The organism is Candidatus Albibeggiatoa sp. nov. BB20 (genome assembly GCA_016744725.1).
Taxonomy (GTDB): Bacteria; Pseudomonadota; Gammaproteobacteria; order Beggiatoales; family Beggiatoaceae; genus Albibeggiatoa.
In genome coordinates this window covers 22067-38467 of record JADGDW010000015.1, presented here as the reverse complement: position 1 = coordinate 38467, position 16401 = coordinate 22067, and the positions used below count along the sequence as shown (strand labels likewise).

The window sequence follows — 16401 nt, the reverse complement described above, 5'->3', positions numbered from 1 at the left end:
GGTTTTATGTTATATTCAGTAAGTTAAGTAATTACCGAGGGTATTTAGATGCAAATTCAACAATGCCATGAAATTTTGCAATTATCACCCAATGCAAGTGAAAAGCAAATAAAACAAGCCTATTATCGTACTGCACGCTTATATCACCCTGATATAAGTGATAATCCTGATTCAGAAAAATTCATAAAAATACATAATGCTTATAAAAGCTTAATACGAGCTAAACGCCGCCAATGTCGCGAGTTAAGCCTATATTGTATGCCTATGCCATTGTATCGTAGATTGTATCAATGGTTGAATAAAAAGCTTAAGTCATTCAAATTATCTTGGCGTGAAGTATTATTATTTTTAGTGTTGGTGTTATTACTAGTTCCCGGATATTATCGTGCGCAAGCATGGCAGCAACAAACGATGAATGTGCCTTTAATTCAAAAACAGCGGGCAGCTAAGGAAAGGCAGTTACAAAATTTAAAAATAGCTTATCAACAGTGTTTTAGCAATGTGTCAATCTCAGCTCAAACTCAATGTGTGATTGCTAAACAACAGAAAATAGCCGAATTAAATAAGAACGATTTTAATTTTTCAAAAAATTATCAAGGATTGATACAAGCAGCAATTCAGCAACATGAATTTTATTATGCAGAGCAATTGTTAGAAACTTGGGAAAAATTTGAGCAGCTTAGCCAGCAAGCGATATTATGGCATCATTTGGCTGTGGAGCGTGAAGTCATCAGTTTGCCACCGCCAACTTTAGCTGTTACAAAACCCGTTCAGCCTAAAAAAATAGATAAAACAATGCAATTAAAACCTCAATTAGAACAATGTGAGCAGCATTTACAGGCCAATCGTTTGACTCGAGGTTATCAAGGTTATGCTTTGCAGTGTTATCAAAATTTAGCTAAAGTGTATCCGAATCATCAAGCTATAGATGTAGGTTTAGCAAAAATTGAACAGCGTTTAGTGAATTTGGCTAGGAATGCTTTAAAACAACATAGAATGTCTCAAGCTAAAACTTATATTGCCAGTTTAAAAAAGGTGAATCGTCATTCATCTAACTTAAGTCATTTGCAACATAAAATGCGTGCGGTACAAAAAAGCGTGATTGCAAAAGCAAATACCCAAGTAATAACAAAAAAAGCGACTGTTAAAAATATAAGTGCAAAATGTCGTCGGTTGTTGAGACAATTCTCAATAGGTATGCGGCCACTTTCTCATCAAGAAAAAAACTACATTAGCCAACAATGCCAGTAATTTTTAGGTTTCTGTATGATCATCATTGAAAGCTAACCACAAAATAACACTTAATCTCGAAAACAAACTAAACTGTCAATACACAAAACGGGATGCGTTGCTGATAGAAGCGGGACACGAGTCAAACCCATCATTTCTTTGCCTCTATTTATACTTACATTAAGTTTGAGAGGCTCAAAATGTGAAACAGGATAACTATCTATTTATGCTTGGTTAAACTCTACAAAGAATGTTGAACCTTTGTCCAGCTCACTTTCACACCAAACCTCACCACCCATTGCATCCACTAATTTTTTAACGATGAACAAACCTAAGCCAGTAGAATGTTCACCACCAGTAGGACGTGGGGTTAAACGCACAAACTTACCAAATAGTTTGTCTTGATCCTCTTTACTTAAACCAAGCCCTTCATCTCTAATTTCAAACCGAATAACTTTCTGTTGAATAGGATATAAACGAATAAAAACATTACGCTCTCTCGGTGAGTATTTAACAGCATTAGAAACTAAATTATCTAATACTTGCTGTACAATTCCTTTATCCACATAAGCGAGATTGTTAACCTGATTAGGTTGGAAATGAATATTGATGTTTTTATGTTCAGCTCGAGTTTTGTAGTCATGAACCACGGCTTCAACAATAGGTAAGAGATTTGTCTGCTCAAGGTTCATATTCACTTTGCCTGACTCAATCGCATTTACATCTAATAAGTTAGTAATCAAGTCAAACATTTTCCGCGAAGCGGTTTCAACCATTTGCGCACTTTCAAGCAACTCTTCTTGTGACAAGACTTCAAATTCTTCTTGTATATATTCCGCTGTGCCTCGAATAGCTGCAAGTGGGTTTTTCAAATCATGTGCGGCAATACCTAGGAATTCATTTTTCTCTTGATTTAAGTGAATCAACTCAATATTTTTAGCTTCAATTTCTTTGTTATAGCGTAAGGCAACATTTTTAGCTTCTTGTTCCTGTACTAAACGCAATCGATCTTCTTCAGCTTGTTTGCGCTCACGAATATCTTGGAACGTAACAATGGCATATTTTACATTTTGGCGTTCATCAAAAATAGGTGTACCGCAAGATTCTATTGGCACAACAATGCCATCAGCACGATGAATTTCAACATCATCCAAAGTGTTACTTTCCCCTTTCAAGGCACGTACGCTAGTCAAGCTTTGATTTGGATAATACCGCGCAGTACCCGCAATATAAAAATGATAGGTTTCTGAAATATTGCTTGTATCATGGGATTTATGATGATTAATACCCATAATATTAAGCGCACTTGGATTCATATAATGTGTACTACCATCAATATTTAAAATGGCAATGCCTAATGGAACTGCGTCTAAAAACTGACGTAAACGTTGCTCATTAGCTTGAGCAATTTTGACAGCTTGTTCTTTTAATTTATCAATTTCTTGTAATTTCTGATTATAAGCTTGTGATTTTTGTAGCTTACGTTGTTGATCAATAAAAAACCAAGCAATGACTAGAAAATAGATGCTATAAGCCCACCAAGTTTTCCACCACGGAGAAAGCGCTTCAATAGTCACTTGCTTACCTTCATCATTCCAAATACCATCATTATTGCTGGCTTTGACTCTAAATTGATAAGTGCCAGCAGGTAAATTGGTATAAGTCGTAAAACGTTGACTGCTATCGAGATAAACCCAATCTTTATCAAAACCTACTAATTGATAAGCATATTGATTTTTATGTGGAATAACAAAATCTAAAGCAGAAAAATGAATCGAAAAAATATTTTCTTTATGGGTAAGGGTTATTTTGGAAATGTAGTTAATATTCTGGTTTAATAAGGATTCTTTATAAACGGGCACAGATTCATTAAACAATTTAAAATCTGTAAAAACAACCGCAGGCATATTAAAATTGGTGGATAGTAATTCAGGATCAAAACGGTTAAACCCGCCCGGCCCACCTACATACAGTTCCCCTGTATTCGAGCTTAAAGCAGCACCTAGGAAAAATTCACCCGCTTGCAAGCCATCTCCCATATCATAATTACGTACCGCCATCACTTTATCTTGATCATGCTTTGGATCATAGCAAGATAATTCAGGGTTTGAGCCAAATTCAAGGCTAAAGCAAGTTAATCCTAAGTTTGTTGTAAGCCATAGACGCCCCAGTTTATCTTGCATGATACCATTGATTGTATCACCTGATAGTTGATGACTTTTCCTAGTAAAATGTTGGAATGTTTCTGTTTTGGGGTCAAAAAGATTAAGCCCGCTACCCGATGTACCAATCCATAAACGTTGTTGATTATCTTCATAAATGGCCGCAATATTATTACCACTGATAGAATGTTTATCTTTTTTATCATGGGTGTAATGGGTAAAGGTTTCTGTTTTGGGGTCAAAACGGTTTAAGCCACTTGGCGTTGCTATCCATATAAACCCATTATGATCGCTATTGATATACATCACCTGATTATTGCCTAAACTATTTTTAACATTGTTATCATGTCCATAATGAGTGAATTGTTTTGTTTCTTGATTATATAAACTCAGCCCTTGCTCCCAAGTCCCAACCCAAACGCGGTCTTTTTTATCAACATGGATACTATACAAGTGGTCATGAGCTAAAGTATTTGAGTCATTGTCATCATGAGCAAAATTGGTAAAAGACTTGGTTTTAGGGTTAAAGCGACTAAAACCTTCCCAAGTTGCAATCCACAATATCCCTTTAGAATCTCCTGAAATAGCATAGACATCATCACCAATTAGACTGGTCTCAGGATTTTCTTCATTATGCTGATAGCATGTAAATGCAGATTCATTTGGAGGGGCATTTGGATCAAACCCACACAAGCCCCCACCTTCAGAACCGATCCAGATTATGCCATCTAAACCTTCATAAAAAGCATAAATAGTATTGTTGGTTAAATTGCCTTTACTGCCAAATGTATGATAATAATGTCGGAAAGCATTAGGCTTACCTAACTTATTAACCCCGCCACCCCACGTTGGAACCCAGATATTACCTTGGTGGTCTTTTAATATACCCATGGGGTAACCGTTAATACTGTAAGGGTCTGCTTGGTCTAAATTATGTGGTTCCAGTTTACCTGTTTTAAGGTCATACACTGTAAAAGCATAACCTGATGAATCACAAACGGCGATCAGCTTATTATCATCTTCTAATAAAATATCAATGACCGTGACATCATTCATGTGGTTTGTTACGTTGCCCGTTATATCATCGAGCAAATCTAATCCATCAACTGTTGCAACCCATAAACGTTTTTTATCTATCGTTTCTCGGATAGAATAAATACTATTGCCAACTAAGTTATGGGTTTCAGTTGTATATAATTTAAAAGTATTTGTTTCTCTATCAAAACGGTTTAAGCCTTGTCCCCATGTTCCAAACCATAAATAGCCATGACTATCCTCAAAAATATGTGTTGTTCCTTTAAAATTATTACCTGCTAGACTATTAGGATTATTGGGCTCGTGTTTATAGTGTGTAAATTGTCCTGTTTTCAAATTGAGATGATTAAGGCCTGCGGTTGCAGTACTAACCCATAAATCGCCGCGCTTATCAATAAAAACATTAACTAAATCATTGCTGCTTATACTATTGGGATTATTGGGTTCATGAAAATAATGGGTAAAAGATTCTGTTTTAGGGTCAAAGCGATTTAAACCTGTATTTGTTGCCATCCATAGAATACCCTCTTTATCTTCAGCAACATCACTAACAAAGCTGCTGCTTAAGCTGTTCAAATCATCAATATTAGTTCTATAAATAGTAAAATTATAACCATCAAACTTATTTAAACCATCTTCTGTGCAAAACCATAAGAAACCTTGAGAATCTTGCAAAGCACATGTAGCCGTAGAATGAGATAAACCTTCAGCAACAGCAAAATGTTCAAACTTGAGATTCTGAGCACCACTATATTGACTATAGAAAAGTAATAAACTTAGCGCGTATAATATAAGTTTTTGCATAAGGGTTCCCCATACCAGAGTATTTATATGTTAAGTTTTTACACCTTACCTTGTATAAAAACCCAATAAAATATTTAAGCTGATTTTCGTAAATACTGAGAAAATTGGTAACAATATATATTTTCAGGCTGATGCTCACCCCCCTAAAATAGCTTGTTACGCTATCAATTTATTTTACACTATTATTTCTTGCCTAAACATGATTATTTCATGCCAAAATTGGGCTTTTTTTGTCCTAAGAACTACATTTTATAAAAGCCTGTCATATTTATACCGACGGTCGTTATGGGATTAATTTTTAAGTTATTTTAGGATTTAAAACATCTATTCGATATTGATTTTTGTACACTTTATATCTAATTGATTTATTAGTATTATTTTTTGATGATATTTATCACTATTTGTGTACAGCTTCTAATTTAAGTAAGTCATAAATTATCCACAAAGCGATACCGACTAAACAAAGCAAAAACAGTAAATATATATCCCAACCACCTAAACGATATAAGTAATTTGGAACATAAGAACCTAGCGTCCCACCCGCATAATAGCAAGCAATATATAATCCATTGATAAGGCCTTTGTTATGCTGAGCTAGATGATTCAAGTGACTGGATAGAATACTATGTACTAAAAACATTCCACCACAAAATAAAAACATATTGGCAAAAAACACCGTATCATCAGGAATGAAAAATAACATTAATGCAACAGCATATAAGCTTAATCCAATGATAATAGCGTAGTGTTCTCCTATTTTATCACTGATCCACACCGAATTTAATGCGGCAATAATGCCAACTAAGTAGCCTGAGTATGCTAAAGCAATTTGAAATTCAGATATTTGCTGATTTAAGCTCGTTAACCTGAATGGTAATACATTAAGGATCGAAGCGAAACAAAAAAAAGTTAAAAATATAATTAGATAAATCCGTGTAAAAATGGGTTGCCGAAATACTTTATATACTGCAGACCAAGTAGGACGCAGTAAATGTAATTTAGTATCTTGCTCTAAGAAAAATAATAAAATAAAACCCAGCATTAAACCCATACTCAATATTACAAAAGCCCAATGCCAATCCATATAAGCCGCTGTGATTCCAGCAATGAAACGTCCAAGAAATCCGCCTAAAATAGTTGCTGCAATATAAAATGCAACTTGCTTTTTAAGTTGGGATTGGGTGGCTGTTGTCGAAATATAAGTCATTAAAGCAGTAAATATGGCAGGAAATAGCAGACCTTGAAAACTTCGAATAGCAAGCAATGTCCAAAAATCATTGGCAAAAATAAACCCGATTTCACTGATGGTGAGCAATGTAAAACTATATTTGAGCAATGTTTTTGAAGGCATGGCTTCCAGTACATAACCATACAACACGGGCGCAACACCCAATGGCAATAAAGTAACCGTAATCAGTAAACTGGTATATTCTGGAGCAATATTAAATTGTTCACTCAACAAAGGGAGTAAAGGTTGGGGAGCATATAATACGCAAAAGCTGATACTTGCGAGATAGAGTATGATCGCTAACATTAATTAGCCTTTCGCACTGGCCAATAATTCTTGATAAAAACCTCTAGTTTGTTGCATATAGGGTTTTGCCCAGCCTAATTCTGCTAAATCGCACGTTTCTAAAAGCTGCATTTTCTGATTAAACTCTCTGACAACAGAGATTAATCGTTGGCTAGAAAAATCATTCGCTAGGCTATGTTCTAAATAAACGGTTGAGGCGGGATGCTTATTGGTAACTGTTAAATAATAAGGACATTGTTTGATTTGTAATTGCTGAAAAGTGGCGGTTGCAATCCAATGTTGATATACAGAATCTAAACTTTGCGCATTTAAATAGCGTGAACTGACCGCATAATTATTGGTGAAACACGTTTCGTCAAATGTTCTTCTGACAATCAATTCAGCCTTGCGTCCATCAAAATTAACTGAACCCCAGCGATAGCCATCAAAATCATCAATATCTTGTGATGAGAAAAAATCGCTAATATTAGGTTGAATCCAGTCATCATCATCAATAAACAGATAAGTACCTGAATTCATTTGTTCAAGTCGTTGGAGCTGATCTATGCTGATAATGTGGATATTTTTGACTTTTTGAAGGCTTTGCTGTGCAATCTGTTTTAAAGTTTGTCTGGTGGCAAAAAATGAAATTCCGAAACTTTGATTCCAAAGGCTTACAATTTCATTGACTAAATTTTCAGGACGACCAATTAAGCGGCAAAAGGCTTTGGATTGTTGCTCAAATTCTGCTGTCGTAATCGTGTGCCAATTAGGGCTTTGTCGCAATACAACGTAAAAATTCAACTTTGGTTTAAATGGCCACATAATTCAAGTCATTGATTTTTGATGATTGTACGAATGACACATAGTATAGCGATATTATAAATAATAGTAACTATCTAGTTTAGGTAGGACTATCAGTCTTTGAAGAACTGGCAGCCCTATTTGCTAGAAAATATGATGACAATGAATATAGAATCTACTACGGATGGGTTTTAACGTTGCGCCTTCACTTGTTCAGATGTAACTTTATCTGCTTGATTGCCCCATGCCTGACGGATATAACTGGCAATCGCCGCAACTTCTGCATCACTTAAATTTTGTTGAATCCCAATCGGTGGCATGGTTGCCATAAAGGTTTGCCCATTTACTTCAAGCTTGCCATGACGACCACGTAAAATTGTTTTTGCCACATAATCACCATTCCCTGCTGTGACATGTTTATTAGCTGCTAATGGAGGGAACACACCCTCGATCCCTTTTCCATCTAGCTGATGACAATTGACACAAGTCCCTTTGGTTTTAAACAAAATTTCACCATCAACACTATCACTGCCATCGACTTGGCGTACCCAATCTTCCATTTTGATGTCAGGTAACGCGCCTTGCAAAGACTGCAAAAATACCAATAAATCCTGTTTTTCAGCTTCAGTTAAATCCAACGGTTTGATACGTGGGTCTTGATTTGGGATTTGGTCACCACCACGATTAAAATGTTCAATCACTTGCTCCAACGTCTGATAACGTCCATCGTGCATATACGGGTAAGTGTCTGCTAAATTGCGTAAAGTAGGGGTTTTGAATTTCGCGGTATCTGCCACATCTTTACTAATTAAATAGCGTCCTAAATCGGTTGTGGTGGTTTCCCATTCTTTAATCCCTGTGCGTTTGGTATCGAATTTCAATGCTTTTTGATGGGCTTCGCTATCCAATATCGCAGTTTTTTTCAAGCCCACATTATGAAAATCCGAATCAGTGAAATTGCCACCATGATGACAATCAATACAGCCTGCTTTACCTTTGAATAAATCCATACCACGCAATGCAGTTTCATTGAGTGCAGTTTTATCGCCTTTCATATATAAATCAAATGGGCTGTCACCTGTCACAATAAAATGGCGTTGGAATACCGCGAGGGCTTTACCATAATCAGCGACATTCGGCTTGCTGTCATACGCTGTTTTAAACATTTTAACCATGTCAGGATCGGCGTTAAACGTTGCCATCAATTTATCAATATTTTGCCCTTTGTGTAAGGGATTTTTAGTCGAACCAATGGCTTGCTTTTCCAACGGCCATGCGCGTCCATCCCAAATTAAGGCTTTATTATGTCCTACATTTAACAACGTCGGTGAGTTGCGGCGTTCAACCCATCCAGGGTTTGCAGGTGATAAAGCAGTATGTGTTGTCCAACCTTGATGTGGCAAATGGCAAGAAGCACAATTCATTGTTCCTGATGCAGAAATTCGATTATCAAAAAACAAAGCACGTCCCAAAATCATACGGGCTTCAGTGTAACGATTATCTGGGTTTTCAGTTACAGGGGGTAAGGCGGATAATTCAGGTATTGCCCAGCTATTGAGCGGTAATAGCAATAAAAAGGGACTGAGATAATGACGTATCAACATAAAAAACTCCTTAAGGATTAATTGAGTGAGAAACTTCTGTAAGTTGTGAAACCAGTGTTATGGCGCGTTGCTGAAGCGGTTGCTGCTGATAAAAAGCCAACACAAATAAATCTGAACGGGGCTGTAAACTAAGCCAATGCAAATGTCGATGTTGCCCAATACAATCAGGCTCAACACCTTGAGGAAAAGGCGTAGGGGAAAGCATTAATTCAATCACTACACCATCAGGGTATTGAAAGCGTAAATGTTTAACTAAACGTCCATCGACCCAACAATCTTTAATCATGCTGAGCGTGGCTTGCTCAAGTGGTAGATGTAAACGGTATTGTTTGAGACCATAAGTTAACGGGGTTAGTTCACCTGCTAAATGGGTTTCTTCGCCAATATGTGCCACCGCACTGCGAATAAATAAAGGTGAATGCGTTGGCGCACCTATCCAAAAGCTGGATAAAAACAACACGCTAATCACTAAAATCACACTAGCGGCTAATGCAAATCGTTTATATTGGCTTGTGGTATGATTTTTCTGCATCAATTGTTGGGCAAAATTGGCTTGTAATTGCTGCTCTAAATCATGTGGAATGATTGGCGAATGCAAAAGATGTTGTAATTGTTCATCATCGAGAGGCTGTTTATTCATTATGGGACTCGCTTTACTGATAATGGAATGACATTAGCGTGTTGATTTAAATCGCTAGGTTCTTCATCCCATAAACGTTTTAAATTCTGTCGGGCGCGGGCTAAACGGCTCATGACTGTACCGATAGGAATATCTAATATTTGGCTGATTTGCTTATAACTGAGACTTTGCAAGCTGTGATATAAAATTAATTCACGTTGTTGCAGTGGTAAATATTGCAGACAACGATTAAGGTCTAACATCAATTCCGTGGTTTGCATCGATGTATCTGCCAGCATCTCATCTGAAAGCTCAGTTTTTAAATAGACTGAATTAGATTCATAGTGCCGATAAATCACCCGCCGCAAAATGGTTAGCAACCATGCCCGCACTTTGGTCTTATCTCGTAAAGTCTTACGTGCTTGCCATGCTTGATAAAATGCTTCTTGTACCGATTCGTTTGCCAGCTCATGATTACCCGTCATCCATAATGCTTGCTTAAACAATATAGGATGATGGGTACTGATCCAGCCACTAAACTGCTGACGTTCGCCCACATAAGACTCCATAAAAATGCGTTTATAATAAAGTGGGGTTTATGGTGTGGTTTATTCCATCTGACTCAAATTAAATATTGTTCAAAATATTGATAGGTGATTAATCCAATCTGAAAATCAGTTACAATGCGGGTCATTTAGCTGTGATTAAGGGTAGTGGTTTATGTGCGGTATTATCGGTGGTGTTGCTGAACGTGATGTCGTTCCTATTTTGCTAGAAGGTTTGAAGCGGTTGGAGTATCGAGGCTACGATTCTGCGGGTGTAGCCATTATTGACTTCCAGTCGAATAGCTTAGAAAGACAACGGGTTCAGGGCAAGGTTAGTAGCTTAGCATCTGCATTGCATCAAACTTCACTGTGCTCCTCTACAGGCATTGCACACACTCGCTGGGCAACCCATGGCAAACCCAGTAAAGAAAATGCTCATCCTCATATTTCTCGGGACACGGTTGCAGTAGTCCATAACGGCATCATTGAAAATCATGCAGAATTGCGTGCCAATCTTGAACAACGTGGTTATGAATTTTCCTCAGACACAGATACTGAAGTGGTTGCCCACCAAATCCATTACTGCCTACGTTTTAGCAACGATTTATTGTCCGCATTCAAACAAACATTACAACTATTGGAAGGCTCTTATTCTTTAGCAGTTATCAGCCATTTAGATAATACTACTTTACTTGCAGCACGGCACGGTAGCCCTTTGGTTATTGGCTTAGGGATCGGAGAAAACTTTATTGCATCTGATGTTGCGGCTTTAATTCCTGTCACCCAACGTATGATTTTCCTAGAAGATGGGGATATTGTTTGCTTACAGCGTGATAATGTTGATATTACTGATTTGACAGGTCAAAAAGTGCAACGTCAAGAACATCATAGCCAATTGCAATTAGATGCTGTTGAACGTGGTGAATACCGACATTACATGCTTAAAGAGATATTTGAACAGCCTCAGGCTCTGCGTAATACTTTGATGGGACGGATTGGCCAAGGTAAGGTACTTGAAGCGGCATTTGGCCCTAAAGCGGCGGATATTTTTCAGCAAGTTAAAGCTGTTCAAATTATTGCCTGTGGTACAAGTTACCATGCGGGTATGGTTGCACGTTATTGGATTGAGTCGTTGGCAAGAATCCCTTGTACTGTGGAAGTGGCCAGTGAGTTTCGCTATCGGCAACCACTTGCGCATCCTGATACTTTAGTTGTTGCTTTGTCACAGTCAGGAGAAACAACCGATACATTAGCAGCCTTACGTGAGGCTAAAAAACTGGGTTTTGGTGCAAGTTTAGCCATCTGTAATGTGCCAGAAAGTTCTCTTGTACGGGAAACCGATTTGGTGCTGATGACTCATGCAGGTCCTGAAATTGGAGTCGCATCAACCAAGGCATTCACAACCCAATTAATGGCTTTATTATTATTAACCTTAATTTTAGGCCGTTATCATAATCAGCAAGTGGAACTAGAAAATCGAGTATTGAAATCATTAGCCACATTACCGCAATTAATTGAAAGTCTTATCAGTAAACTCAATCCTCAAATTAAACAATTAGCTGAATTATTTGCAGACAAGCATCACGCTTTATTTTTAGGACGTGGGGTACATTATCCGATTGCAATGGAAGGGGCTTTGAAGTTAAAAGAAATTTCCTATATTCATGCTGAAGCGTATCCAGCAGGTGAATTGAAGCATGGTCCATTAGCATTAGTGGATGCAGATATGCCTGTGATTGCCGTCGCGCCAAATGATGCGTTACAGGAAAAGCTAAAATCGAATTTGCAGGAGGTTCATGCACGTGGTGGTCATTTATTAGTATTTGCTAATCATCAAGCGGTAATGCAGGCTTCGGATTATATTCAAGTTGTAGAACTAGGTGAAATTGACGATATTTTGTCACCTTTTGTCTATACTATTCCATTGCAACTTTTAGCGTATCATGTGGCATTGATTAAAGGTACAGATGTTGATCAACCCAGAAATTTGGCAAAGTCAGTGACAGTTGAGTAATCATTGCTTTATATTTTTGTCAAGGCATATTCTCTTGATTTTCTTGCCCTTCATGCTATATTAATACCTATGGAATACTCTTTGCATACAATCGTTTAATGACCAGCATTAAAAACAACATGTATTGGTAGAGAGTTTATTATTATTCACAAGATTTTTATGAGGGTTTAGAATGAATACCACATACGTTTATTATGGGGGTAGGGAGGATAGTAAAAAACTACCTATTCCATCTCGATTTTATCAACTACCCATTCTAGCTTTAATTTTTTTTATTGCTTTTGTAGGTATGACTTTGCCTTTAACAACTTGGGCAACCATTACCGTATCTATTACAACGGATGAAGACACTAGTAATGGTGATTGCTCACTTAGAGAGGCTATTCAATCAATAGAAGATAGTGCTGATTATAATGGGTGCACGTATGATGCTGATAATACCATTTCCCTTGCCGCTGGTACTTATCAATTAACCGTTGGGCCTTCTATCACTATTGATTTAGCTATGACAATAGAGGGTGCAGATGAAGCCACCACTATTATTGAACGTACAACGAGTCATCAGGTGCTTATTGTTGATTCCGCTGCAGTAACAACAATCAAAAATATCACATTGAAAGATGGAAAAAGTGGCACTGGTGGTAACGTATTTGTTAAATCTGGTTCCAGACTTGACCTTGAAGATGTAACTTTAACAGGTGGCACATCTACTGCTAATGGCGGTGGACTTTTAAACTATGGCACAACTAACTTGCTTAGAGTCACTGTTGATGGCAATGAAACAACAGGTACGTCTGGTAGTGGAGGAGGTGTTTATAATGCAGGTAATCTAACGCTTGATACAACAACCATTTCAAATAATACAACAGAAAGAAAAGGTGGCGGTATTTTTAATGCGTCTGCGGCAGTATTGATAATTCAAACCAATAGTTCTGTAGAAGACAATAGCAGCACTTTATGTGGTGCGGGTATATTAACTAAAGGTAATAATGTCACCATTACCAGTAGTACCTTACAAAATAACCTTTATAAAAGCTCATCCCTTAGTGATTTAGTCACTTTATCCTCATATGATTTAGGCGCTAATGTGACTAGTAGTTATGTAGGTGCATATATCAATAGTTGTTATAAAAGTACTTTCCTTCTTATTGATGACTTTGTGGAAGACACAACAGACACCATTGATATTACTGCTGATGACTTAGATGATGCACTAGATGGAGCAGATGATGCAGGTGGTACATTGGATTTAACTGTCGATGATAATCTTTTAGATGGCTATAAAGAGCGTATTAAAGAAGAACTTGATAATGATTTATCGGCAGATACTCGAAATACCAATGATACAACCGATGCAGGTTCATCTGATTCAGATTTTGAAGATGCGCAGGATGATCTTGCAGCACTTGTTAGCTCTGTAAATAATGCTGGTGATGACTTAGGCTCAATTGCTGATGCTAATTCAGCAGGTGGTTTGAGTGACGATGAAGTTAGAGCATTGCTTGAAGATTCAGGACTTAATAACGTTGTCGTTGATAATGATAATGAAGCTGAATATGTTGCTGATATTATTGCTGCTACTAGTGGGAATATCGATACTACAGCAGAACTACAAGATTTAGTAGATCAAGCAAACTTAGATGTACTGAGTGGTTATGCTACGGGTAGTGATGCAGGTGATTTAAGCATTGACCAACTTAACGTTGATACGCTTGAAAATGTGGATAGCGATAATTTGGCACTTTACCAAGCAGCAATTGCCGACGATACAGATGGCTTTACCAACTGGGCGGATTTACAAGATTTGATTGATGAAGTCAATGCTTTAGCCCTGATTCAAGATTATGCTGATGCTAATAGCGCAAGCAGTTTAACCACTACACAATTAACCGATGCGGGTGTCACAGATACAGTTGCAGATAATTTAGATTTATACAAAGACGCGATTGCGAATGCTGATCCAGCCGATGTGGATACACTTGAGGAATTGCAAGCTTTAATTGATGAAGTCAATGCTTTAGCCCTTCTTCAAGATTATGCTGATGCTGATGACGCAAGCAGTTTAACCACTACACAATTAACCGATGCAGGTGTCACAGATACAGTTGCAGATAATTTGTCTTTATACAAAGACGCAATTGCGAATGCTGATCCCGGAGATGTGGACACACTTGAGGAATTGCAAGCTTTGATTGATGAAGTCAATGCTTTAGCCCTGATTCAAGATTATGCCGATGCTGATAGCGCAAGTAGTTTAACCATAGATGAATTAACTGACACAGGTGTCACAGGCACAAATTCTAGTAATTTAAGCTTATACAAAACAGCGATTGCGAATGCTGATCCCGGAGATGTGGATACACTTGAAGAATTGCAGGCTTTGATTGACAGTGTTAATGACAGCACTTTAGAAACAATCCAAGCTTATGCCAATGCTGAAGATGCCAGTGCAATGACGATAGCAGAATTGGAAGCTGGTGATATTGAAGGTTTAGATGAAGATTATTTAGACGATTATAAAACAGCAATTGCCGCAGCGGGTATTGATTCAATCTCCTCATGGGAAGATGTACAAGCTATTATCGATCAAGTCAATGCATTGAAGAAAATTCAACAAGCGGCTGACGATGATGATGCAAGCGATATTACAATTGATGATCTAAATGAAGGTGGTTTAGCCGATGTTGATTCAGGTAATTTAACTGAATACCAAGATGAAATTGAAGCATCCAGTGAGAGCGATATTCAAACATGGGACGATGTGCAAGAAATTATTGACCGTGTTAACGAAGAAGTTACATCTGAAGAGGACACAACAACGTCTTCTGGTAAATCGGATGTTCCAGCAGATCACTATCAGCTTACAATTGCTTCACCTCATGGACGTGTTACCAGTAGCCAAAAAGACATTCATGGCTTAGCCATCGATTGTAATAAAGGCAGTGGCCATTGTCGTGGTTTATTCAAACGCGGATTGACGGTTAATTTAACGGCAACAGCCCCAACAGGTTTGTTATTCCATTCATGGGATGGCAGCCCAGATTGTGTTGACGGCAAACTTATCATGAATAATGCCCGTAATTGTAAAGCACTATTCTATGGTGATCCTAATTACATTGCACCAATGGATAATGATGGCTCAGATGATAATGTAGGCGATAATGCTGATGGGACGGATGGTACAGATTCAAACAATTCCATTTATGTTGACAGCTTTAGTATTCGTGCAAAAATCCAAGGCAAAAATGCGTGTTACCAACATGCAAGCCCACATCCTGATGATGTTGTCGTAGCTGGATTTATCTTAGAAGGAGCTGGCACGGAACAAGTGCTCATTCGAGCCTTAGATTTAGAACAAGGTGTTAACCCTAAAATATTAGTCAAGCAATCGGTTCAAGGCACTGATGGTATTTTACGCGGTGTACCTGTTGCGAAAAATGATGCTTGGGAATTACATGAGGCTTCTCTCGACATTCCTGAGTTTCACAAACCAGGAAATCAAACGGATGCAGCTTTATTGTTAAACTTGGGTGCGGGTGCTTACACTGTTACCATGTGCATGAGTCCAAATAGTGAAGCTGATTCAGGTGTCGGTCTTGTCAGTATTATGTTGCTAGATAATACATTAACTTTTGGTAATGTGAGTGGGCGAGGCTATATCAGTGGTGGTGCAAACGATGCTATCATTGGTTTTTCGGTCTATGGTACTGATGGTCGTCAAACTGCACATATCAAAGGTCATGCCTTAGGTGAATCGCTTGATACACAAATTGACAGTTTGATAGAAATAGGCCGCATTTACTTTGACCCTGAAACCAATCAGGTTATGGGTGGTCGTATGGCCAATGTATCAAGCTGGCGTGATGAATCAAGTATCAATCACTTACCACTACATACAGAACTTAACGAGACTGATGCTGCAATTTCCATAAGTTTTGATCCTGGTAGTTATACCACGATTTTAAGCTCTGAAAATGGTGTGCCTGGCTTAGGTATTATTTCTATTGAATTTGTAGATTAATACATACACTTGTTAAATCTTATTATGAAGCGGACAATTCTAATCTTTAG

At 37.8% G+C, this 16401-nt stretch carries 9 protein-coding genes; 3 read left to right on the top strand and 6 right to left on the bottom strand.

The annotated features are described in order from the left end of the window. Window positions 1-48 precede the first annotated feature (48 nt). Window positions 49-1251 carry a J domain-containing protein gene (locus tag ABXH34_RS03170; RefSeq protein WP_353570411.1) on the top strand — a complete coding sequence of 401 codons (1203 nt, stop codon included), beginning with the start codon at window positions 49-51 and terminating at the stop codon, window positions 1249-1251. 203 nt (window positions 1252-1454) lie between these two features. Here ABXH34_RS03170 and ABXH34_RS03165 read toward each other — a convergent pair whose 3' ends face one another. From ABXH34_RS03165 to ABXH34_RS03140, 6 genes are all read right to left on the bottom strand, one after another. Beyond that, the gene (locus ABXH34_RS03165; protein ID WP_353570410.1) at window positions 1455-5231 is read right to left on the bottom strand and encodes a sensor histidine kinase; all 3777 of its coding nucleotides are present in this window, start codon (window positions 5229-5231) and stop codon (window positions 1455-1457) included. 397 nt (window positions 5232-5628) lie between these two features. Next, window positions 5629-6765, bottom strand: a complete 1137-nt coding sequence (locus ABXH34_RS03160; protein WP_353570409.1) for an MFS transporter — start codon at window positions 6763-6765, stop codon at window positions 5629-5631. A gap of 3 nt (window positions 6766-6768) precedes the next feature. After that, entirely contained in the window at window positions 6769-7569 is an 801-nt protein-coding gene (locus ABXH34_RS03155; protein WP_353570408.1) for a hypothetical protein, read from the bottom strand. 170 nt (window positions 7570-7739) lie between these two features. Next, the gene (locus tag ABXH34_RS03150) at window positions 7740-9152 is read right to left on the bottom strand and encodes a cytochrome c peroxidase (protein WP_353570407.1); all 1413 of its coding nucleotides are present in this window, start codon (window positions 9150-9152) and stop codon (window positions 7740-7742) included. A gap of 10 nt (window positions 9153-9162) precedes the next feature. Then, window positions 9163-9792 (bottom strand): hypothetical protein, encoded by a 630-nt coding sequence (locus ABXH34_RS03145; RefSeq protein WP_353570406.1) that lies wholly within the window; start codon window positions 9790-9792, stop codon window positions 9163-9165. Beyond that, complete coding sequence (locus ABXH34_RS03140; RefSeq protein WP_353570405.1) at window positions 9792-10328, bottom strand: RNA polymerase sigma factor; 537 nt, start codon at window positions 10326-10328, stop codon at window positions 9792-9794. Before ABXH34_RS03140 ends, ABXH34_RS03145 begins: the two co-directional genes overlap by 1 nt. A gap of 163 nt (window positions 10329-10491) precedes the next feature. Between ABXH34_RS03140 and glmS the strand changes: the two genes are divergently transcribed. After that, window positions 10492-12330 (top strand): glutamine--fructose-6-phosphate transaminase (isomerizing), encoded by a 1839-nt coding sequence (glmS, locus tag ABXH34_RS03135; protein WP_353570404.1) that lies wholly within the window; start codon window positions 10492-10494, stop codon window positions 12328-12330. A 172-nt stretch (window positions 12331-12502) separates the two neighbouring features. After that, entirely contained in the window at window positions 12503-16351 is a 3849-nt protein-coding gene (locus tag ABXH34_RS03130; RefSeq protein WP_353570403.1) for a CSLREA domain-containing protein, read from the top strand. The last annotated feature ends 50 nt before the right edge of the window (window positions 16352-16401 follow it).

Coding starts and splice junctions, on each gene's coding strand:
- ABXH34_RS03170 (WP_353570411.1), top strand. CDS start 49: ATGCAAATTCAACAATGCCATGAAATTTTGCAATTATCACCCAATGCA.
- ABXH34_RS03165 (WP_353570410.1), bottom strand. CDS start 5,231: ATGCAAAAACTTATATTATACGCGCTAAGTTTATTACTTTTCTATAGT.
- ABXH34_RS03160 (WP_353570409.1), bottom strand. CDS start 6,765: ATGTTAGCGATCATACTCTATCTCGCAAGTATCAGCTTTTGCGTATTA.
- ABXH34_RS03155 (WP_353570408.1), bottom strand. CDS start 7,569: ATGTGGCCATTTAAACCAAAGTTGAATTTTTACGTTGTATTGCGACAA.
- ABXH34_RS03150 (WP_353570407.1), bottom strand. CDS start 9,152: ATGTTGATACGTCATTATCTCAGTCCCTTTTTATTGCTATTACCGCTC.
- ABXH34_RS03145 (WP_353570406.1), bottom strand. CDS start 9,792: ATGAATAAACAGCCTCTCGATGATGAACAATTACAACATCTTTTGCAT.
- glmS (WP_353570404.1), top strand. CDS start 10,492: ATGTGCGGTATTATCGGTGGTGTTGCTGAACGTGATGTCGTTCCTATT.
- ABXH34_RS03130 (WP_353570403.1), top strand. CDS start 12,503: ATGAATACCACATACGTTTATTATGGGGGTAGGGAGGATAGTAAAAAA.